Source organism: Actomonas spartinae (assembly GCF_051209155.1).
Lineage (GTDB): Bacteria > Verrucomicrobiota > Verrucomicrobiia > Opitutales > Opitutaceae > Actomonas.
In genome coordinates this window covers 640,507-660,120 of record NZ_JBPJGB010000002.1, presented here as the reverse complement: position 1 = coordinate 660,120, position 19,614 = coordinate 640,507, and the positions used below count along the sequence as shown (strand labels likewise).

Genomic DNA, 19,614 nt, shown 5'->3' with positions numbered 1-19,614 from the left:
ACATGTTCACGCAGAACGAAAAACTCACCACGGCCAACATCACCGACATCATGCAGACGGCCTACATCGATTATTCGATGTCGGTCATTGTGGCCCGCGCCCTGCCCGATGCCCGCGACGGCCTCAAGCCCGTCCAACGCCGCATCCTCTACGCCATGCTGCGCGAGGGTCTGCTCCACAACCGCGCCTTCGACAAGTGCGCCGGTGTCGTCGGTGAAGTGCTCAAAAACTACCACCCGCACGGCGACTCCTCCGTCTACGACACGCTCGTCCGCATGGCCCAGAACTGGGTCATGCGCTACCCGCTGATCGATCCGCAGGGTAACTTCGGTTCCGTCGACGGCGACCCACCCGCCGCCTACCGTTACACCGAGTCGCGCCTCACCGCCCTCGCCGAGACCCTGCTTTCCGACATCGAGGAAGAGACCGTCGACTTCGCGCCCAACTACAAGGAGTCGACCACCGAGCCGACCGTGCTCCCGTCCGCCCTGCCGCATCTGTTGATGAACGGCTCGACCGGCATCGCGGTGGGCATGGCGACCAACATCCCGCCGCACAACCTCGACGAACTCATCGCCGCCACCTGCGCGATCATCGACCGCCCCGACATCACCCTCGAGGAGGTCTGCCAATTCATCAAGGGCCCCGACTTTCCCACCGGCGGCGTCATCGTTGGCACCGCCGGCATCGATTCCTATCTGCGCACCGGCAAGGGCATCGTGCGCATGCGCGGCAAGGCCCACACCGAGGAGATGAAGACCGGCGGCGAGCAGATCGTCATCACCGAGATCCCCTACAACGTCAACCGGGCCAACCTCGTCTCCAAAATCGCCGAGCTCGTCTCCGAGAAGACCGTCGAGGGCATCCGCGATCTCCGCGACGAGTCCGACGAAAACACCCGCATCGTCATCGAGCTCAAGCGCGGTGAACAGGCCGAGCCCATCCTCAACCAGCTCTACAAGAAGACCGCGCTCGAGTCCTCCTTCGGCGTCACCCTGCTCGCCCTCGATCAGAAGCGCCCGAAACAGATGAACATCCGCGAGCTGCTCGACTGCTACATCGAGCACCGCCGCGAGGTCATCACCCGCCGCACCCAATACCGCCTGCGCAAGGCCGAGGACCGCGCCCACATTCTTGAGGGCTACAAGATCGCCCTCGATAACCTCGACGACTTCGTCCGCATCATCCGGGCCTCCTCCAACCGCCAGGAGGCCAAGGAGAAGTTGATGGCCAAATACCCGCTCTCCGAGCGCCAGACCGACGCCATCCTCGAGCTCCGCCTCTATCAACTTACCGGTCTCGAGCGCGACAAGATCGAGGACGAATACGCCCAGCTCCTGCGCCTCATCGAAGAACTGCGCGGCATCCTCGAATCCGAACGCCGCCTGCTCGATGTCATCAAGGAAGAGCTCGTCGCCGCCGGCGGCAAATACGCCTCCGGTCGCAAGTCCGAGATCGTGCCCGACATGGGCGACTTCCGCATGGAGGATGTCATCCCCAACGAGGGCATGGTCATCACCATCTCCCACGCCGGCTTCATCAAGCGCACCCGCGTCGCCGAATACCGCTCCCAGAAGCGCGGTGGCAAGGGTATCATCGGCACGGATACGTATACCGACGATTTCGTGGAGCACCTCTTCACCGCGCAAACCCACGACTACATCCTCTTCATCACCAGCCACGGCCAGTGCCTCGCCCGCAAGGTCTACCAGATCCCCGAAGGCACCCGCACCTCCAAGGGCAAATCGGTCAAATCCTTCCTCTCGCTCGACGAAGGCGAAAAGGTCGCCGCCATGCTCACCACGCCGGACTTCGACGAGAACCACTACCTCGTCATGGCCACGCGCGAGGGGCAGATCAAAAAGACCGCCCTCGCGGCCTACACCAACTCCACCCGCGATGCCGGCATCATCGGCATCAACCTGGCCGAGAACGACACCGTCATCGGCTGCGTGCTGACCAACGGCAACGACGAGATCATCCTCGTTTCCCACCTCGGTCTCGCCGTGCGGTTCCGCGAGCAGAACGACGAGGGTGAGAACCTCTTCCGTCCCACCGGCCGCGCCACCGGCGGCGTCACCGGCATGCGTTTCAAGAAGAAGGGCGACTACCTCCAGGCCATCGAAGTGGTCGACCACGAGAAGAAGTTCCTCGTCGCCAGCCAGGCCGGTCTCGGCGTGCGCACTCGCTTCGAGGACTACCGCCTCATCAACCGCGGCGGTTCCGGCGTCACGGCGCAGGATCTGCCCAAGGACGGCTCCGTCACCCTCGTGGGCGCGCTCGGCGTGAAGGACACCGACGAGATCATGCTCCTCACCTCCAAGGGCCAGAGCGTGCGTTGCCCGGTCGACACCATCCGCGAAACCAACCGCGGCGCGAAGGGCGTGAAGCTTCTCACCCTCGCCGAAGGCGACACCCTGCTCTCCATCGCCAAGGTGGTGGAATCCGAGGAAGAACTCGAAGCCGCCGAGGCCGCCGAAGGTTCGACCGAGCCATCTGCCGCGGAAGGCGAAAGCCCCGCGTCCGACACTCCGGTCGACGGCGAAACCGAATCGTAAGCGCAAAGTAGGCCGCCCGCTCGCGGGCGCTACCTTGCCCCTCCGCCCCCGCACAAAATCAACCGCCCCGCAACGGCGCGGTTGACTCCGCGCGGGCAATCCAGCCTCGTTGTCGCTCCTCCCTTTTCAAAGCAGTGCACCACCTCCCTGAACCAGAAGAAGCCGACCCCCTGTCTCCGCCGCCGAACCTGCGGTAGCCGGGTGTCCTTTGTTCAGGTCCCATGGCGAAGCGGGTTCGGTCGAAGCCACCCGTCCCCTCTCAAATCCATCTCGCCATGGCAGTTCGACTCACCGATCTCCTCGATCCTGCTCGCCTCGATTTGAACGTGCGCAGCGCGCGTCGCACGACCGCGCTCGCCCAGGTTGCCAGCTTGCTTGAGCCGCATCCCGCCATGCGCAACTACAAGGGCTTCTACAAGGACCTGCTGGCGCGCGAACGTCTCGACACGACTTGTTTGGGCAATGCCATCGCGCTGCCCCACGCCCGCACCGATCACGTGGGCGAAACCGTTATGGCCATCGGCCGCAGCGAACGCGGCGTCTACTTCGAGAAGGCCGATGACCACGTGAAACTCCTCTTCGTGCTCGCCACTCCCAAACACGATCCCGGCGCCTACCTCACGCTCGTCAGCCGGCTCTGCAAACTCTTCAAGGTTGCTTCATTGCGCACCAACCTGCTCGAGGCCGAGACGCCCGAGGCCTTCATCACCGCCCTCACCGAAGCCGACGCGAAGCTGTAGGGCCGCGTCAACGTGCCGCCCAATTTCAGCATTCCAGCTTTTCCGCATTTCAGCTTTTCCTTGTTCCCGTGATCTCCTCCTTCGTCTTCAGCGATGGTAAAGTCGTCGGCACCGACCTCGAACTCGATGCCCTTCGCCTGGTGCGTTCCGACAAGGGGCTTTTCATGTGGGTCGACTTGAGTGATCCCAAACCGGAGGAGATCAAAGACGTCCTCGAAACGCTCTTCGCCTTTCACCCTCTGGCCATCGAGGACTGCGTGACGCCCACCGACGTGCCGAAGGTCGAGGACTACGACGACTACCTCTTCCTCGTGATGCATGCGGTCGACTTCACCCGCACGGAGAAGTTCAATACCACCGAGCTCGACATGTTTCTCGGCCGCAACTTCGTCGTCACCTTCCGGCGCGCCGAACTCAAGGCCGTCGATGGCGTGCTCGACCGCTGCCGCCGCGCCACCGGAATCTTTGCCAAAGCCCCCGACCGCATCGCCCACTACGTCCTCGACGCCATCATCGATCTCTACCAACCCGTGGCCGACGAATTCCGCGAGGAGCTCGAAGACATCGAGGGTGAACTGTTGTCGCCCGAGCAGAAGGATCTCATCCCCACCCTGCTGGAAACCCGTGAGGAGCTCTCGCACCTGCGCCGCATCATCGCCCCGCAGCGCGACGTGATCAACCGCCTCGCCCTTGGAGAATATGACCTCATCCGTCCGGTCATGCTGCCTTACTTCCGCGACCTGCGGGACAACCTCGTGCGCATCAACGAACGCGCCATCACCTTCTCCGACCAGTTGCTCATCGTCTTCGACCTCTTCCTGTCGAAGTCCGGCTTCCAGGCCAACGAAGGCATCAAGGTCCTCACCGCGCTCACCGCCATCACCCTGCCCGCCATGGTCATCGGCACGTGGTTCGGCATGAACTTCCGCAACATGCCCGGGCTGCACACCCAGTTCGGCTATCCCCTCGTCCTCCTCGCCACCCTCGCCATCTCCGCCGGCATGTGGTGGTGGTGCAAAAAACGGCGCTGGATCTAAGCGCGGCTCCGCCGCGCAAATCCCAAAATTCAAATCACCAAATCCCAACCTGTCGTGCCAGATCCTGCCCGTTCCAGTGCGTAGGCGGTAGCCGAAGCCATTCGTGTCCATTCGTGGTTAAAATAACATTCTGCCCCTCCGCTCGCTAGCCCATCCGCCGACCCTGCCATGGTCACTTCCCTCGTCTATCGCCACAACCGCCTCGCCGTGGAGAATCCGCCCACGAGCTCGCTGGCGGCGCTGCGCGAGGAGCCGGGGGTCATGATGTGGATCGACATGGTCAATCCGGCCGAGAAGCACGTGAAGCGCATCATGGAGGAGCTGCTTCACCTGCACCCGCTCGTCATCGAGGACTGCGCGTCGGACAACCCCTTTCCCAAACTCGAAGCCTACGAGGACTACCTGCATCTCGTGATGCACGCGGTCGACTATTCCAAGACCGACAAGTTCACCACCACCGAACTCGACCTTATCCTCGGTAAGAACTTTCTGGTGACCTTTCACCGGCAACCCCTGCGCCCGGTCCAGGCCGCCATCGACAAGTTTGTCCGCACGCCCAACCGCCTCGTCCGCGGACCCGACCGTTTCGCCCACACCATCCTCGACTACATGGTCGATGCCTATCAGCCCGCGCTCGCCGAGCTGCGCCAGGAGCTGGAGGACATCGAGTGGGACGCCCTGCACGAAGGCACGCCCGAGGATCTTTTCCCTCGCGTGCTCGCCCTGCGCAAGGAGCTCGCCCAACTCCGCCAGATCGTCCGCCCGCAACGCCAGACCGTGCACGAGCTTTGGCAGGGCAAAGCGAAGTTCATCCGGAAGGTCATCGTGCCCTACCTGCGCGACCTGGAGGAGGAAATGCAGCGCATCGAGCAACAGGCCACCACCTGGGCCGACCAACTTATCCTCTCCTTTCGCGTCTTCCTCAACCGCTCCAGCCACGAGGCTTCGGAAGGTATTCGCGTGCTCACGTCGCTCACCGCCTTGTCCATTCCGCCCCTGCTCATCGGCGGTTGGTTCGGCATGAACTTCGAACACATGGATGTTCTCAGCGGCGGTTGGGCCTACCCCATCACCTTTGGCGTCACCGCCCTCGCCACCGCCGGCATGGCCACCCTCATGCGCAAACGCGGCTGGCTGTAGTGCCGCCTCCAGGCATGGCCGGCCCGCATCGGTTCACCGCCACGCTCTTCAAATATCCCGGCAAGGGCGGCTGGCATTTTGTGGCCGTGCCACCGGAACATTGCCCGCCGGAGGTCGGCGACTGGGGTCGCACTCCGGCGAACGCCACCTTCGACGGTAAAGCTCACCACACCTCAGTCTGGCGCGGAAAAGACGGCCGCACCCTTCTGGCCGGTGCCCAGTGCCCTGCGCCGCGGGAAAACCGCGGGAGACTCGATCGAGATCACCCTGAGCTATTCGGGGCGCCTTCGTCCCTGACGAGGCCACTCAACCATCTTCGGCAAACCACGCATCGGCGAATTTTCCGGATTTCCCGAAAACAGGGTTCATTTTCCCGGATCAATTCACGGGAGGCATGGCATGATACATGAGGCACAACTCTGCGCTCCTTCTTCAGTTCCAACCCTCCCGTGATATGATGACCTCCCTCTTCCGCACTCCGCATTTCCTCCTCCTGGCCCTCGCCGTCGCCTGTTTGGGCGCCGTGCCGATTCAGGCCAAGGAGCTCTATTGGGTCTTTATCGAAGAGACCCGAATCGAACCACCCGAGGACAGTTTGCTCAGGCCCTACTTCCAGACGGTGTTTGTTCGATTCAGCAACATCATGCGCACCAGCTTCGACAACACCAACGGGAACACCAAAGAAGCGTATCGGTTCTTTCGTGACGCGCCTGACCGCGACACCTCGGATTTTCACCTCTCCGTGGAGAACCCGAAACTGCGCTGCTCATCGAGGGAGTTCCGCACCCTCCAAGAGGCGGTGGATTTCGTAAAGAAGTTCCGCTACGTGAAACTGACGGCGCGCAACGGCGAGAACCGCTCGGCCGTCGAAGATGGCCGCTACGCCATCGTCGAAGGCCTCGGCCAACGCAGCTACTTCAGCCACAATTCCGATTCCCGGGAGATCGACCTCGCCAGCAAACTCTAGGAGCTGCTCTCCTGGATCCGCGCCGCCTCGACCTCGAGGCGGTCGACGAGCTCCGCCATCTGGTCGATCACCGCTTGGATGGTAGCCGGATCTGCCAGGTCGACGCCGGCCTTGCGCAGCTGCTCCATCGGGTGGTCGTTGCCGCCGCTGCGCAGCAGCTCGAGGTAGCGCGCCGTGGCCGCCTCGCGCTCGGCGTCGCTGCCGGTGGTCATGGCCTTGTAGACCTGGGCCGAGGACGCGAAGCAGGTCGCGTATTGATAGACGTAATACGGCGAGTTGAAGAAATGCGGAATCCGCGACCAGGTGTAGCGGTAGAGCTCATCCTGCGCGACCGCGTCACCGTAGTAATCTCCCAACAGGCCCATGTAGATCTCGGACAAGGTATCCGGCGTGATCGGCTGCCCCTGCTCCACCCGCTGATGCGCCTGCCACTCGTAGTCCGCAAAGAGCACCTGCGTGTAGAAGGTGCCGACAATGTCGTCGATGGCCTGCTGCAACAAAAGGAAGCGCTCTTTCGGGTCATCGGTGCGGCTCAGCAGCAGCTCCAGCAGAAAGCGTTCGTTGGTGGTCGAGGCGACCTCGGCCACAAAGATCGTGTAGCTGGCGGTGGCGAAGGGCTGCGTCTCGTAGGACAACAACGTGTGCAGCGCGTGGCCGGCCTCATGCGCAAAGGTGAACACCGCATCAAGCGTGTCGTTGTAGTTCATCAGCATGTAGGTGCCTACTCCATACACGCCCGCGTTGTAGGCGCCGCTGCGTTTGCCTTCGTTCTCGTAGACGTCGAGCCAGCGGCCGTTGAGCAGTTCCGCCATCTTGGCCTGGTAATCGTCGCCCAGGGGCGCCACCGACTCGAGCACCGTCGCCTTCACATCGTCGTAGGCGTAGGTGCGATCATCTTCCAGGAGCGGCAGCGAACCGTCGTAGAGATGGTAGCTGTCCAACCCCAGCATCCTGGCGCGAATCTTCATGTAGCGCCGCACGGGCTCGGTGCCCGCCCGGACGGTTTTCACCAGGGTCTCGTAAACCTCGACCGGAACGTTGTTGCCATCAAGCGCCGCCTCCAAGGTCGACGCGTAGCCGCGCGCTTGCGCGCCAAACCAGTCGCGCTGCAACGTCGCGTTGTAGATGGCCGCGTAAGTGTTCTTGTTCGCGGCGTAGGTTTCGTAGTGCCCTTCGAAGGCGGCCTTCCGATCCGCCTGCTCCCGGGCCGTATTGAGGATGCGGGAGTAACCGCCGTAAGAAAGCGTCACCTCCTCGCCGGTGCTCAGCGTGATTTTGGGAAAGTCGATGTCCGAGGTGCTCAGCTCCTGATAGATCGAGCGCGGCGTGCCGGAGAACTGTGATGAAAACGACAGCAGGCGCTCGCCGTCGGCATCGAGCGTGTGTTCGGCCTGCCGGAAGGCTTCCTCGATCGGGAAACGGTAGGGCGCCAGGCGCGGGTCGGCGTTCAACCATTCCGCGACCTTGCCGTAACCCACCTCAAGCAATTCCGGCGTAAACCAGGAGGTCGCCGTGCCCAACTTCGCGAACAGTGCGTTCACCCGTTGGAACTTGCCCGAGATGTCGGTGTTGCGCATGTCCACATCGCGCTGCAATTGCGGGTAGCGGTAGAGCTTGTATTGGAGGCGGCCGATTTCGTCGCCCAGCTCGTAGGCATGAACCAAGGCCCCCGCGCCGTCGCCGAGCGTGCCCTTGAGGGCGGCATAGGCGTCGATGTGCGCCGCCAACGTGTCCATGTCGGCCTCCCACGCCGCCCAATTTGGGTAGATCGGGGAAAAGTCCCACTTGTAGTCCTCCGCGATCTCGTCGCGGTTCATTGTGTCGGGTTTGGCCATGAGGAGGGAACTGAGGCTGAGGCAGCAAATCAGCCCGACCACACCCCGTGCGGCCGAGCCCGGTTGAAACAAAACGATACGTCGCATGCCTCAACAGCGAACACCGTGCCGGTGTCGGCAAGCTCCGACACGATTTTAACCGGTGCGAACGGCTTTTCCCGGTCATCGTGGTCGGTTGCGCCGAGGTTCCCCGCCGGCGATTTGTCGGTCGCCGCTTGCACTTACGCGAGCGGCGACCATCCGTCCTCCATGGCAGTTGTCTCCGCCCTGGTGCTCGATTTTGATGGTCTGATTCTCGATACGGAAACTCCGTTGATCGACGCATGGGCCGCCGTGCACGACGAACACGGCAACACTTTCGACCGGGCCCGTGGCGAAGGGATCATCGGCCACGTCGGCATAGCCTTCGATCCGTGGCAAGGCCTGCCGGCCGACTTGGATCGGACCAATCTGGAGGACCGTTTCTTCACCCACAAAGAACAGATCATTGCCGGTCAGCCCATCCTGCCCGGCGTGCGCGAGCTGCTCGACCACGCCCGCGCTCAAGGCATCGTTTTGGCCGTCGCCTCCAACTCCTCGCACGCCCACGTCGACAAACACCTCCGTCGCATCGGCCTATTCAACCATTTTGATGCCATCGTCTGCCGCGAGGACGTGGCCCGCGGCAAACCCGCCCCCGATCTCTACCATGAGGCGTGTCGCCGCCTGCAGGTCACACCGACCCGGGCGGTCGCCTTTGAGGACTCCGTGCCCGGCCATCAGGCCGCCCATGCCGCCGGTATGCGCGTTGTGGTCATCCCCAATCCCTGCACCACCGAGCACACCTTCGCCCACGCCACGCGCCAACTTCGCTCGCTGGCCGATGTCGCCCCCGGCGAACTCCTCGCCTCACTCTGACCGGATTCAGCTTTTCAGCTTTTCCGCTTTCAGCGTTTCTAGAGGTCCGTGCCTCCCCCTCGCTTCAACGTTCTCGGTGTCGGCGTTCACGCGCTGACCCTGGATCTGGCCACGCGCACCATCCTCGATGCCGCGCGCCAACCGCACTCGGGCTACGTCTGCGTCACTGGCGTGCACGGCGTGATCGAGGCCCAGGACGACCCGCAACTGCAAGAGATCTACAAACGCGCTTTCCTCGTCACCCCCGATGGCATGCCCCTCGTTTGGCTCGGCCCACCGGGCACCGAACGCGTTTACGGCCCCGACTTGATGCTCGCGGTTTGCGACGCCGGTCGCGCATGCGGGTTACGCCACTACTTTTACGGCGGCGCCCCCGGGGTCGCCGAAGAGCTGCGCGACGCCCTCATCGCCCGCTTCCCCGGTCTCGACGTGGTGGGAACCTTCACGCCGCCGTATCGACCGCTCAATGACGTCGAGGTTGCCACGCTGCAATCCGACATCGCTCGCACTCAGCCACACATCATGTGGGTCGGCCTGAGCACCCCGAAGCAGGAACACTTCATGGCCACGCACGCCGCCGACCTCGACACCGGTCTGCTCATCGGCGTCGGCGCGGCCTTCGATTTCCACACCGGCCGCGTGTCCCAGGCACCGCGCTGGATGCAACGCTGCGGCCTGGAGTGGTTTTATCGCCTCTGCGCCGAACCCCGCCGCCTCGGCCCCCGCTACCTGCGCAACAATCCGCGCTTTGTTTGGCTGTGGTTGCGGTCCATATTCAGTCGTCGCTGATCGGCCCCGGCAACGCCTGCGCCAAACGTTTCTCCACCGAGCGCCGAATGCCCGGCGACAGGGCTTTCAGGTAAGCCGGTCTCACCAGCAGCCGCACCTCACCGCTCAGGTCCGGATACTTCTCGAGCATCCGCAGGATGAAATTGATCGCAAACCAGCGCAGCGACGGCCGCCGGCTCACATCCTCCCACCACGCCACCGCGAGGTTGAACAGCGTGCCTTCCTCTTCATCGCCCAGCTCAAGGCGCAGCAGGATTTTCAACAACTCCCGTTGGTGCCCCTCCGGCCGATCCGGCACCGCCGCCAGCATCGCGCCGATGGCCGGCCGCACGCGGCGATCGTTGTCCTCCATCCGCGTCTCGACCAGCCAGGCCGCGCGCCACGCGTAAGGTTGGCGATCCGTCGTCGCGAGCTTCAGCGCTTCGCCAAAAGCCCGCTGGTGCTCCGCCATGAAGGCGATCATGTCCTCCTTGTAACCTTCCACCATCACCCGCTCGAAGTCGGTCCGCGGTTCGGCTCCTCGCGGTATCTTCATCGCCTCCCTTTCACCTGTGCGTCGTTCAGCATTTCAGCATTTCAGCGTTTTTAAAAGAGGTCCCCCTGCGTCATCGCCTCGCGCTTTTCGGGATCCAACGTGCTCATCTGCAGCAACCACCCCAGCGACTGCGCGGCGACCTCGGGCTCCATCGCCAGCCGGCGTAGCAGCAACGCACCCGCCAACGCGTCGTAGAGCGCCGCGTGATAGCGCCGCCGCCCCGCCGGACACAGCTCCAGCGCCACGCGATCCAACTCATTCTGCAAGCCCATCCGGCCCACCAGATCTTCCAGCCGGGCCGATTCCAGCCCCAGAAACAACTGTGGGTAAAGTCGCCCCGTATCGATCCACGGCCCCCACTCCGTCGACGTCTCATCCGGCCGCACCCAGTCCGGCGCCACCCGCGTATACGGCCATACGCTTTTCAACATCGTGTTCTCCGCATTCGCAAAATGCGCCGCCAGCGGCCCGCTTTCCCGCAGCGCCGCAAAACGCTCAAACTCCTCACCAAACACCGCCTCGCCCGCGACTGCTTCGGCCGCGATGCCATGCACGGCCACATCCTCCGGCCGCACTCGTCCCGTCGCCTGGCACAGCCGCGTCGCCGTATCCACAATTTCCCCACTCCGCAGGGTCACCACGCCGTATTCCAGGATCCCGCATGTGGCGCCGCCCTCGAAATCAATGAAGTGAATCGTCTGCCGCACCCAGGACATGTTCCTCGACGACAACCTGCTCCCCCCACCGGCACAAGCCTGCGCCGCACGTCTAACCCTGAAACAACGACTGCGCCCCATCGACGAACAGCTCCGTGCCCGTCGTGTGACTCGACGCGTCCGACGCCAGAAACCACACCGCCTGCGCGACCTGACCCGCCGTGCCCGGCTCCTTGCCCGTCAGCGGCACCGCCCCTTCGGGGAACACCACCGGCCGTCCCAGCCGCTCCGTCTCCCGTCGTTCCGTCTCCTCCTCCAACCGCGAATGCACCGCCCCGGGACACACCGTGTTGACCCGGATCCCGTCCGGCGCGAGTTCCACCGCCAACAACCGCGCGATCGCCAGCTGCCCGGCCTTGGACGCCGCGTAGGCCGTCGCCCCGGCGTTGCTGAACATGCGGGTGCCGTTCACCGAGGCGGTGAAGATAATCGATCCACCGCCACTGCGCCGCAACAACGGCACCGCTGCCTTCGCGGTCCGAAACGAGCCCGTGAGGTTGATGTCCACCGTCCGCCCAAACTCGGCCTCCGTCAGACTGTCGATCCCCGCCCACACGCCGTTCACGCCGGCGTTGGCCACCACAATATCGAGACGGCCCCAGCGGTCCTCGATCGCCGCCACCGCCTGCTCCAGCGAGGTCAATTGCGTGACGTCGCCGCGCCAAGCCATCGCTGGGCCCGTTACCCCCGCCGGCCCGTTGATCTCCTCCACCGTCCGGGTCAACTCCGCCGCTTTGCGGTCGAACAACGCCACCCGGGCCCCGGCATGGGCCAGCAGCTTCGCCACCGACCGACCGATGCCAGTCGCCGCCCCCGTGACCAGAGCAACGCGGCCCGCCAGGGATCCTTCAGGAATTCGCATGACCGCTGCGTATCACAGCGGCATCGCACCGCCTAGCCCGACGTGATCACGCCCGAAACTTTCATGGCTTTCACGCGCGTCGGTCGTCCCGTCAGCCCTGCAACAAGGACTGCGCGCCGTCGATGAAGAGCTCCGTGCCGGTCGTATGGCTTGATGCATCCGACGCCAGAAACCACACCGCCTCCGCCACCTGTCCGGCCGTGCCGGGCTCCTGCCCGGTGAGCGGGATCTTGCCCTCCGGGAATTCCACCGGCCGCCGCAGCGCCGCCAAGTCCCGGCGTTCCGTGTTGTCGTCGATCTCCGAGTGAATCGCCCCCGGGCAAATCGAATTCACCCGGATGCCATCCGATGCCAACTCCACCGCCAACATACGCGCCATCGCCACCTGCCCGGCCTTCGACGCCGCGTAGGCCGTCGCTCCGGTGTTGCTGAACATGCGGGTGCCATTCACCGAGGCGGTGATGATGACGGAGCCGCCACCCGATCGCCCCATCAAGGGCACCGCTGCCTTCAGCGTCTTGAAGGTGCCGGTCAGGTTGATGTCGACCGTCTTCGCAAAATCCTCCGCGCTGAGCTCATCGAGGCCCGTCCAGACTCCGTTCACCCCGGCGTTCGCAAAAAGGGTGTCGAGCCGCCCCCAACGATCGTCGATGGCTTCGACGGCCGACTCCATCGCCGCGGCATCCGTGATGTCGGCCACCACCACCATGCCTTCGCCGGCCGTGGCGACGCTGCCGTTGATTTCATCGGCCACCTCATCGAGCTGCGTTTGGGTTCGCCCCAACAGCGCGACCTTGGCCCCGGCATGGGCCAGGAGTTTGGCCGTGGCTCGGCCCAATCCGGAACCGGCACCCGTGACGAGGGCAACGCGGTCGTGAAGAGAGTCTTTGGGAATACGCATGCTAACGTAGGTCGCATCGTTCATGCCGTCATCCGCCGCGTGGTCTCAGCCCGGGAAAATCGCGCGATGACCAGAGGAATTGTCCCGCCGTGACCGGGCATCCTGCACGATCGCACGTCGTCGGGTCGGGCAATGTGCATCGAAGCCCGGGGCGCCACGTCCGGCCGCCGACAAAATGCCTGGTGTTTTCTCCTCGGTAGTCTCGCCTCCGGCGCCGGTTGACCGCCCCGTTGGACCATTTCCAGCAACCATGGCGCGCCATGCGCACCCGTTGGAACAACATCGTCGAACACCTCCGCTCCACGCTATGGTTTGTGCCCGCGGTTCTCGCCCTCGGTGCCGCCGTGCTGGCCGAGGGTTCCATCTGGATGGATGCCCATTTCCAATCGGCCCTCGCTCGGCTGCCGGTGCTTTATCCGGGTGGACTGGAGGGCGGACGTCAGGTGCTGACCACGCTGGCCGGCTCAATGGTGTCGCTCACCACGATCAGCTTTTCGGTGATGATGGTCGTGCTGACGCTGGCCTCCAATCAGTTCGGTCCGCGAGTGCTGCGCAACTTCACCGCCGATCGCTTCTACCAAATCGTGCTCGGTGTCTTCGTCGCCACCTTTGCCTTCTGCCTGCTGAGCCTCGGTCACCTTTCCTCCACCGACTCCCCTTCCGCCGCCGTCCCCCGACTCACCATCACGCTCGGCCTCGTCATGGCGCTGGGCAGCCTCGCGACCCTCATTGCCTTCATTCATCACGTCGCGCGCTCTGTGCAGGCCTCCCAAATTGTCCTGCGGGCTCACCAGGAAACCTGCCGCACGATTAGCCTGATGTATCCGGCCGAACTCGGTGCCGACGAGCCCGCTGAAAACGAAAACCCTGCCGATGCCAGGACCTACGCCGAGCGCGACCCAGACCACGTCATCGAGTCGGCCTGCGCCGGCTACATCCAAGCGATCAACCTGGAGGCCGTGCTCGACTTCGCCCGCACCCACGACCTCGTGATCGAACTGCCCGTCAAACCCGGCCACTTCATCGCCCAAGGCACCACCCTCGCGCGTCTCCATGGTCTGCCCCCGGAGTCCCTGCCAGACGAGGAACTCGATGCCACCGGTCGCAGCTGGATCATTCTCGGACCGGAACGCACCGGCGAACAGGACATCCAATACGGCGTCCGCCAACTCACCGAAATCGGCGTCCGTTGCCTCTCCCCCGGTATCAACGATCCGGTGACAGCAGTGGCCTGCATCGACTACCTGACGGAGAATTTTATCGCCCTCGCCCGCCGCGCCTTTCCGTCGCCCACCCGCTACGACGACGCCGACCAACTTCGCGCCGTGGTCCGCCGCGACGGTTTCGCCGAGATCGCCGATGCCGCCTTTGACAACCTGCGCCACTACGGCCGCGGGCACCCCGAAGTCATGCAACGCCTCGCCACGGCCGTCGCCACCGTCGCCCCGCATTTGCGACGTGCAGCCGACCGCGCCTGGGCGCAGCGCACCCTCGAATCGCTGCAGGCGGAGACGGAACACCTCGCCGCCGAACGCGACCGCGAAGCCTTTGCCAGCGCCTGCACCGCCACGGCCACCGCCCTCGGCTGATCCGCATCCTGCGATTATTTCGTGTATTTCGCCGGCTGCGTGGTTTCTAACACCAGCCGTGGAACCGGACCTCACGCCCTACCGCCCCTTCATCGCCGAACTCGCCCGCGCCAGCGCCGACTTCATCGCGCCCTATTTCGGCAACCCGTCCACCGCCGTCGACTTTAAGTCCGACGACTCGCCCGTCACCGCCGCCGATCGCGGCGCCGAGGCCGTCATGCGTGAGCTCATCACGACGCGATTTCCCGACCACGGCATCATCGGCGAAGAACACGGCAACGTGAACCCCGACGCGGAATGGGTCTGGGTGCTCGATCCCATCGACGGCACCAAGAGCTTCATCACCGGCGTCCCGCTCTGGACCACCCTCATTGGCCTGTTGCATCGCGGCCAACCTGTGCTCGGCGCCATCCATCAGCCCAACCTTGGTCAACTCGTCATCGGTGACAACGTCACCACCACGTTGAATGACCGTCCGGTCCGCACCCGCGCCACCTCCGAGCTCGCGACCGCCACCCTGGTCACCAGCGACCATCGCAACCTCGCCCGCTATCAGGACGGCGCGGCCTGCGATCGCCTCATCGACGCCTGCCGTCTCTACCGCACCTGGGCCGATGGTTACGGTTACCTGCTCCTTGCGACGGGCTTCGTCGACCTCGCGCTCGATCCCATCATGAATCCATGGGACATCGCCGCCCTCGTCCCCGTCGTGCGCGGCGCCGGCGGCACCATCAGCGACTGGTCCGGCGACGCACCCTATCCGGCCGAGTCGATTGTCGCCGCCGCGACCGCCGATCTCCACGCGCAGACGCTTGCGACGCTCCGATCTTGAGCCGTTTCCTCCTGATGCAACGCGTCCGCCTCTCCGATCTGCCTTGGGAACAATGGCCGTCTCCCGGCGGCACCTGTATCAGCGCCGGCCAGCTCGTGTCGGAGGCCCTTGGCGCCGTCAGTGGCGCTCGGCCCCACCAGGGCGGTCACCCTTTTGATCTCGAACACACCGAGGTCGCGCCCGGCGCCCACGCCTGCCCCTTCCACAGTCACGCCGCCCAGTGGGAACTGTTCATCATCACGCAGGGCACTGCCCGCGTCCGCTTTGGCCGCGATACCCGCGACCTCGGCGTTGGCCACGTCATCCTGCACCCACCCGGCGAAGCGCATCAGATCTCCAACCCCGGCGACACGCCGCTGCGCTTCCTGCTCATCGCCGACAATCCGCCGGTCGACTTTTTTTATTACCCCGATTCACAAAAATGGGGCATCTCCCGCCACGGCTTCTTTCGCCGCACCGAAGTGAACTACTGGGACGGCGAGGAACCCGATGCTCCCACCGAAACGCGCCCGGCCAATCCCCTGCACGCGCCCGAGCCGTCGCTCACTCGCATCGTTCATCTCGACGACGTCCCGTGGGAACAACAACGCTCCCCCAAGGGCCGCTACGAATCGTTTTGCCGCAACGTCTCCCTCGCCCTTGGCGGCGTGCGCAACCAGGACGTCGATCACGGCGGCCACCCCTTCGACGTTCAGTATCGCCGCGTGCCGCCCGGTAAAACCATCTGCCCCTTTCACGCCCACAGCGCCCAGTCCGAACTCTTTCTCGTCTTGTCCGGCCGCGCCTCCGTTCGCACCACCGCAGGCACTCACGAGCTCGAAACCGGTGAGGTCGTCTTTCACCCGCCCGGCACCGCCCACCAAACCAGCAACCCGGGTCCCGACGACCTCCTGCTGCTCATCCTCACGGACAACCCGCCTTTCGACAGCTTTCACTACCCCGATTCCGACAAGCACGGCTCCCGCGCGCTCGGAAAGATCTATCGCGTCACCGAAGCCGACTACTTCGACGGCGAGGAATAGTGGGGCTGATCAAACCAGCAGCAACGCCGCGACCAACATCGCGTCGATCACTCCGACCGCGATGAGGTTGCCGTCAATCCCGCGCCACGGCGGCACGCCCTGCGGATCATGCAGCGTCCCGCCGTAAAACCGGCGCAGAGCCAAAGCGACCCAGAAACCGCCGGTGAAGAGCAAGCCCACCACCGCGACGACCCGCACCTGCCACACCGGGTCGCCCGCGCCCCACCACATCCACCCCAACCCCGCCAGCCCCACCCCGAGCTGCCCCACGGCCGCCCACAACAAATGCAGCCGCGCATGCCCCGGCCACGCCGGATGCCGCAGGTGCGTGCGATTCATATCCACCACGAAAGGCCCCGCCGCATACGCCAAGGTCGCCAAAGTCACCAACACCCGCGGCAACAACATTTCCATCTCCGCATTCCACCCACCTCCCCGCCCAAGGCAACCATCAGCCCTAACGTAACCACCCTGCATAATTTGTAACCTAATAGGTGACAAATTATTCATCGATCGCCTCTCCCTCAGCAACTCACCTCACCAAGCGGTTCGTAATTTGTAACCTATTGGGTTACAAATTCACTCCGACGAGCAAAGCGGGCGGGTGGTCCACTTTCCGGTTTATCCGCGCCTGCCACCGCACAAACTGGGAGCACATGTCCGACGCCACCGCCGCCGACCTCCCGCTCGATCGCCAGCTCCGCCAAGGCATTCTCCTGGCCCGCGAGCGGGTCTACCACTACGGCCAGCCCACGCCGCTCGAGCGCCTGGTGCTGCCCGGCGACGAACCCGGCCCCGAGATCTGGGTGAAACGCGAGGACCTCTCCCCCATCAACGCTTACAAATGGCGCGGCGCCTGCAACCGCATGGCCCTGCTCACGTCCGACGAACGCGCCCGCGGCATCGTCGCGGCCTCTGCCGGCAACCACGCTCAGGGCGTCGCCCTCGCCGCCCATGCCCTCTCCGTCCGCGCCCGCATTCACATGCCGCGTTCCACCCCTCGGGTGAAACAGGACGCCGTGCGCCGTCACGGCGGCAAATGGGTCGACATCGTGCTCTCCGGCGACAGCTACGACGAGGCCTACGACGCCGCCCGCGCCGAGGCCGATGCCACCGGTGCCGTTTACGTCCATGCCTACGACGACCTACAGGTCATGGCCGGCCAGGGCACCATGGCCGACGAGGTCGTGATGTCCGGCCACGGTCCCTTCGATGCCGCCTACCTCCAAATCGGCGGGGGTGGACTCGCCGCCGCCGCCGCCGCGTGGTGGAAGACCTTCTGGCCGGAGATGACCAACATCGGCGTCGAGGCCGCCGGCCAGGCCTCCATGCAAGCCGCGCTCGCCGCCGGTGAACCCGTCACGCTCAACCAAGTCGACATCTTTTGCGACGGCACCGCCGTCCGTCGGGCCGGCGAACTGCCCTTCGCCATCTGCCGCGACACCCTCGACCGCGTCGAAACCGTCACCAACGCCGAAGTCGGCGCCGCCATCCGCGTGCTCTGGGAAAGCCTGCGCTGCATCGCCGAACCTTCCGGCGCCCTCGGCCTCGCCGCCGTGCTCAAACACCGCGCCGCCCTCGCCGGGCAACGCGTGCTGATCGTCATCACCGGCGCCAATATCGACTTCCGCCAAATCGGCCTTATCGCCCAAACCTCCCCCCGAGCCAGCCGCACCCTGCGTATCCGTCTGCCAGAGACACGCGGCGCCATGCTCGGTCTGCTCGGCTCCTGTTTCAACGGGCTCAACATCGCCGATTTCCAATACGGCAAAAGCGACGCCGCCGAGGCCTGGCCCATTTTCACCGTCACCGCCGACGAACACGCCGCCCTCGACGACCTGCCTGCCCGTCTCGAGCAACGCGGCTACGCGTGGACCGAACTGGAGGACGCCGAGGATGTGCGCTTCCGCGCCATCCCCTTGCGCGGCGACCTCCTGCACCAACCAGCCTTCTTTCGCCTCGATTTCTACGAACGCCCCGGCGCCCTGCTCGACTTCCTGCACAGCCGAGTGCGCGACCGCGCCAGCTTCTGCTACTTCAACTACCGTCAATCCGGCGAACGCATCGGCCGCGCGCTCATTGGCTTCGATTTCGAGACCATCGCCGAGCGCGACGCCTTCATCGCCGCCATACCGGAACACGGTGAGGGCTACCGCGCCTGCCGCCCTCTCGACGCCGCCACGCTCGCCCGGCTGACAGGTCTCGCGTGAGTCGGCGCCCGGCAATCGCACGAATGATCAAATCGCGGCGGAGCCGCACCTGCTAGGATCGAGCGGTGAAAGTCCTCACCTCCCTCGTCCTCCTCCTTGCCGTGACTGCCTCTGCCACTCCGCCCTCCATTGGTTTCCTGCAAATTGACGTCGCCGACTCCGCACACGGCCTGACCTTTCCCGCCATCGTGCTGTATCCAGCGACTGGCGACGCCGCGGCCCAGCCCTTCAACCTCGGTCCTTTCTCCGTGAACGCGGTCCCGGGCAAGCCCCCGGCCCCGGGGTCGTTTCCGGTCGTGTTGATCTCGCACGGCCGCGGTGGCACCAACCTCGGCTACTTCGGCATCGCCGAGCGCCTGGTTGCAACGGGGCACATCGTCGCCCTGCCCTTGCATCACCAGGACAACTACCTCGACGCCTCCGCCTCCGAAGCCGACCTCACGCTCGAGCTGCGCCCGCGCCACCTGAGCCTCACCCTGGATGCGATCGCCGCCTCGTCATTGGTCGGCCCCCACGCGGACACCGATCACGCCGCTGTCATCGGACACTCGATGGGCGGCTACACCGCCTTGGCCATCGCCGGCGGCCGGCCTTACACCTTCGACGGCAAGCCGGTGGGCACCGTGCCCGACCCGCGGGTGAAAGCGCTCGTGCTCATGGCCCCGGCCACCTTCTGGTATGACCACGATCAGGGACTGAGCAACGTGACCACGCCCATCCTCCTGCTCACCGCCGAACGCGACGAGCTCACGCCCGGCCCGCAGGCCCTCGGTATCCTCCGCCGCAGCCTACCGGCCACGACGCCCCTGACGCACGAAGTCATCCCCGGCGCCGGCCACTTCGCCTTCCTCACGCCCTTCCCGGAACGCATGCGCTCACCCGACTTTCCGCCGGCAAACGACCCCGCGGGTTTCGACCGCGCCGCCTTCCAGCGCGAGTTACCGGAACTTATCCTTTCTTTTCTGGAGACCCGATAACCATTCC

At 64.7% G+C, this 19,614-nt stretch carries 19 protein-coding genes; 13 read left to right on the top strand and 6 right to left on the bottom strand.

The window, feature by feature from the left end:
* Positions 1–2 precede the first annotated feature (2 nt).
* The 6 genes from gyrA (at position 3) to AC0MRV_RS10600 (ending at position 6,442) form a co-directional block, all read left to right on the top strand.
* Entirely contained in the window at positions 3–2,558 is a 2,556-nt protein-coding gene (gene gyrA / locus AC0MRV_RS10625) for a DNA gyrase subunit A (protein WP_472764444.1), read from the top strand.
* 275 nt (positions 2,559–2,833) lie between these two features.
* Entirely contained in the window at positions 2,834–3,298 is a 465-nt protein-coding gene (locus AC0MRV_RS10620; protein WP_472764443.1) for a PTS sugar transporter subunit IIA, read from the top strand.
* Between the two features lie 68 nt (positions 3,299–3,366).
* Positions 3,367–4,335 (top strand): magnesium/cobalt transporter CorA, encoded by a 969-nt coding sequence (gene corA / locus AC0MRV_RS10615; protein ID WP_472764442.1) that lies wholly within the window; start codon positions 3,367–3,369, stop codon positions 4,333–4,335.
* Between the two features lie 168 nt (positions 4,336–4,503).
* The gene (locus tag AC0MRV_RS10610) at positions 4,504–5,475 is read left to right on the top strand and encodes a magnesium transporter CorA family protein (protein ID WP_472764441.1); all 972 of its coding nucleotides are present in this window, start codon (positions 4,504–4,506) and stop codon (positions 5,473–5,475) included.
* Between the two features lie 14 nt (positions 5,476–5,489).
* The gene (locus AC0MRV_RS10605; RefSeq protein ID WP_472764440.1) at positions 5,490–5,885 is read left to right on the top strand and encodes a DUF1905 domain-containing protein; all 396 of its coding nucleotides are present in this window, start codon (positions 5,490–5,492) and stop codon (positions 5,883–5,885) included.
* A 44-nt stretch (positions 5,886–5,929) separates the two neighbouring features.
* Positions 5,930–6,442 (top strand): hypothetical protein, encoded by a 513-nt coding sequence (locus AC0MRV_RS10600; RefSeq protein WP_472764439.1) that lies wholly within the window; start codon positions 5,930–5,932, stop codon positions 6,440–6,442.
* Here the strand turns inward: AC0MRV_RS10600 and pepF are convergent.
* Positions 6,439–8,277: an oligoendopeptidase F gene (pepF, locus tag AC0MRV_RS10595; RefSeq protein WP_472764438.1), complete on the bottom strand. Its 1,839-nt coding sequence runs from the start codon at positions 8,275–8,277 to the stop codon at positions 6,439–6,441. The two genes, AC0MRV_RS10600 and pepF, sit on opposite strands and share 4 nt — an antisense overlap.
* Before the next feature lie 249 nt (positions 8,278–8,526).
* On the opposite strand from pepF, the gene AC0MRV_RS10590 reads away from it, so the two are divergent.
* Together AC0MRV_RS10590 and AC0MRV_RS10585 are read left to right on the top strand one after the other, a co-directional pair.
* Complete coding sequence (locus tag AC0MRV_RS10590; RefSeq protein ID WP_472764437.1) at positions 8,527–9,174, top strand: HAD family hydrolase; 648 nt, start codon at positions 8,527–8,529, stop codon at positions 9,172–9,174.
* Between the two features lie 48 nt (positions 9,175–9,222).
* Complete coding sequence (locus AC0MRV_RS10585) at positions 9,223–9,963, top strand: WecB/TagA/CpsF family glycosyltransferase (RefSeq protein WP_472764436.1); 741 nt, start codon at positions 9,223–9,225, stop codon at positions 9,961–9,963.
* Here AC0MRV_RS10585 and AC0MRV_RS10580 read toward each other — a convergent pair.
* The 4 genes from AC0MRV_RS10580 to AC0MRV_RS10565 form a co-directional block, all read right to left on the bottom strand.
* Complete coding sequence (locus AC0MRV_RS10580; protein ID WP_472764435.1) at positions 9,950–10,498, bottom strand: hypothetical protein; 549 nt, start codon at positions 10,496–10,498, stop codon at positions 9,950–9,952. The two genes, AC0MRV_RS10585 and AC0MRV_RS10580, sit on opposite strands and share 14 nt — an antisense overlap.
* 50 nt (positions 10,499–10,548) lie before the next feature.
* A complete protein-coding gene (locus tag AC0MRV_RS10575) occupies positions 10,549–11,214 on the bottom strand; it encodes a 3'-5' exonuclease (RefSeq protein WP_472764434.1) in 666 nt (221 codons plus the stop codon).
* 52 nt (positions 11,215–11,266) lie between these two features.
* The gene (locus tag AC0MRV_RS10570; RefSeq protein WP_472764433.1) at positions 11,267–12,076 is read right to left on the bottom strand and encodes an SDR family NAD(P)-dependent oxidoreductase; all 810 of its coding nucleotides are present in this window, start codon (positions 12,074–12,076) and stop codon (positions 11,267–11,269) included.
* 91 nt (positions 12,077–12,167) lie between these two features.
* Positions 12,168–12,977, bottom strand: a complete 810-nt coding sequence (locus AC0MRV_RS10565; protein ID WP_472764432.1) for an SDR family oxidoreductase — start codon at positions 12,975–12,977, stop codon at positions 12,168–12,170.
* Positions 12,978–13,237: 260 nt separating this feature from the next.
* Between AC0MRV_RS10565 and AC0MRV_RS10560 the strand changes: the two genes are divergently transcribed.
* From AC0MRV_RS10560 to AC0MRV_RS10550, 3 genes are read left to right on the top strand one after another with little or no spacing between them, the layout of a single operon-like run.
* Positions 13,238–14,566 (top strand): DUF2254 domain-containing protein, encoded by a 1,329-nt coding sequence (locus AC0MRV_RS10560; protein WP_472764431.1) that lies wholly within the window; start codon positions 13,238–13,240, stop codon positions 14,564–14,566.
* A 58-nt stretch (positions 14,567–14,624) separates the two neighbouring features.
* Positions 14,625–15,398 (top strand): histidinol-phosphatase, encoded by a 774-nt coding sequence (gene hisN / locus AC0MRV_RS10555; protein ID WP_472764430.1) that lies wholly within the window; start codon positions 14,625–14,627, stop codon positions 15,396–15,398.
* Entirely contained in the window at positions 15,395–16,420 is a 1,026-nt protein-coding gene (locus tag AC0MRV_RS10550; protein ID WP_472764429.1) for a cupin domain-containing protein, read from the top strand. The genes hisN and AC0MRV_RS10550 overlap by 4 nt, the downstream gene beginning before the upstream one ends.
* 9 nt (positions 16,421–16,429) lie before the next feature.
* Here AC0MRV_RS10550 and AC0MRV_RS10545 read toward each other — a convergent pair whose 3' ends face one another.
* Complete coding sequence (locus AC0MRV_RS10545; protein ID WP_472764428.1) at positions 16,430–16,759, bottom strand: hypothetical protein; 330 nt, start codon at positions 16,757–16,759, stop codon at positions 16,430–16,432.
* Between the two features lie 317 nt (positions 16,760–17,076).
* Here AC0MRV_RS10545 and AC0MRV_RS10540 point away from each other — a divergent pair, with 317 nt between their 5' ends.
* Together AC0MRV_RS10540 and AC0MRV_RS10535 are read left to right on the top strand one after the other, a co-directional pair.
* A complete protein-coding gene (locus AC0MRV_RS10540) occupies positions 17,077–18,630 on the top strand; it encodes a pyridoxal-phosphate dependent enzyme (RefSeq protein ID WP_472764427.1) in 1,554 nt (517 codons plus the stop codon).
* A gap of 101 nt (positions 18,631–18,731) precedes the next feature.
* Positions 18,732–19,607 (top strand): alpha/beta hydrolase family protein, encoded by an 876-nt coding sequence (locus tag AC0MRV_RS10535; protein ID WP_472764426.1) that lies wholly within the window; start codon positions 18,732–18,734, stop codon positions 19,605–19,607.
* The last annotated feature ends 7 nt before the right edge of the window (positions 19,608–19,614 follow it).

Excerpts from the sequence above, each read along its gene's own strand:
- gyrA (WP_472764444.1), top strand. The coding sequence starts at position 3 with ATGTTCACGCAGAACGAAAAACTCACCACGGCCAACATCACCGACATC.
- AC0MRV_RS10620 (WP_472764443.1), top strand. The coding sequence starts at position 2,834 with ATGGCAGTTCGACTCACCGATCTCCTCGATCCTGCTCGCCTCGATTTG.
- AC0MRV_RS10610 (WP_472764441.1), top strand. The coding sequence starts at position 4,504 with ATGGTCACTTCCCTCGTCTATCGCCACAACCGCCTCGCCGTGGAGAAT.
- AC0MRV_RS10605 (WP_472764440.1), top strand. The coding sequence starts at position 5,490 with ATGGCCGGCCCGCATCGGTTCACCGCCACGCTCTTCAAATATCCCGGC.
- AC0MRV_RS10600 (WP_472764439.1), top strand. The coding sequence starts at position 5,930 with ATGATGACCTCCCTCTTCCGCACTCCGCATTTCCTCCTCCTGGCCCTC.
- pepF (WP_472764438.1), bottom strand. The coding sequence starts at position 8,277 with ATGGCCAAACCCGACACAATGAACCGCGACGAGATCGCGGAGGACTAC.
- AC0MRV_RS10590 (WP_472764437.1), top strand. The coding sequence starts at position 8,527 with ATGGCAGTTGTCTCCGCCCTGGTGCTCGATTTTGATGGTCTGATTCTC.
- AC0MRV_RS10580 (WP_472764435.1), bottom strand. The coding sequence starts at position 10,498 with ATGAAGATACCGCGAGGAGCCGAACCGCGGACCGACTTCGAGCGGGTG.
- AC0MRV_RS10575 (WP_472764434.1), bottom strand. The coding sequence starts at position 11,214 with ATGTCCTGGGTGCGGCAGACGATTCACTTCATTGATTTCGAGGGCGGC.
- AC0MRV_RS10570 (WP_472764433.1), bottom strand. The coding sequence starts at position 12,076 with ATGCGAATTCCTGAAGGATCCCTGGCGGGCCGCGTTGCTCTGGTCACG.
- AC0MRV_RS10565 (WP_472764432.1), bottom strand. The coding sequence starts at position 12,977 with ATGCGTATTCCCAAAGACTCTCTTCACGACCGCGTTGCCCTCGTCACG.
- AC0MRV_RS10560 (WP_472764431.1), top strand. The coding sequence starts at position 13,238 with ATGCGCACCCGTTGGAACAACATCGTCGAACACCTCCGCTCCACGCTA.
- AC0MRV_RS10545 (WP_472764428.1), bottom strand. The coding sequence starts at position 16,759 with ATGAATCGCACGCACCTGCGGCATCCGGCGTGGCCGGGGCATGCGCGG.
- AC0MRV_RS10540 (WP_472764427.1), top strand. The coding sequence starts at position 17,077 with ATGTCCGACGCCACCGCCGCCGACCTCCCGCTCGATCGCCAGCTCCGC.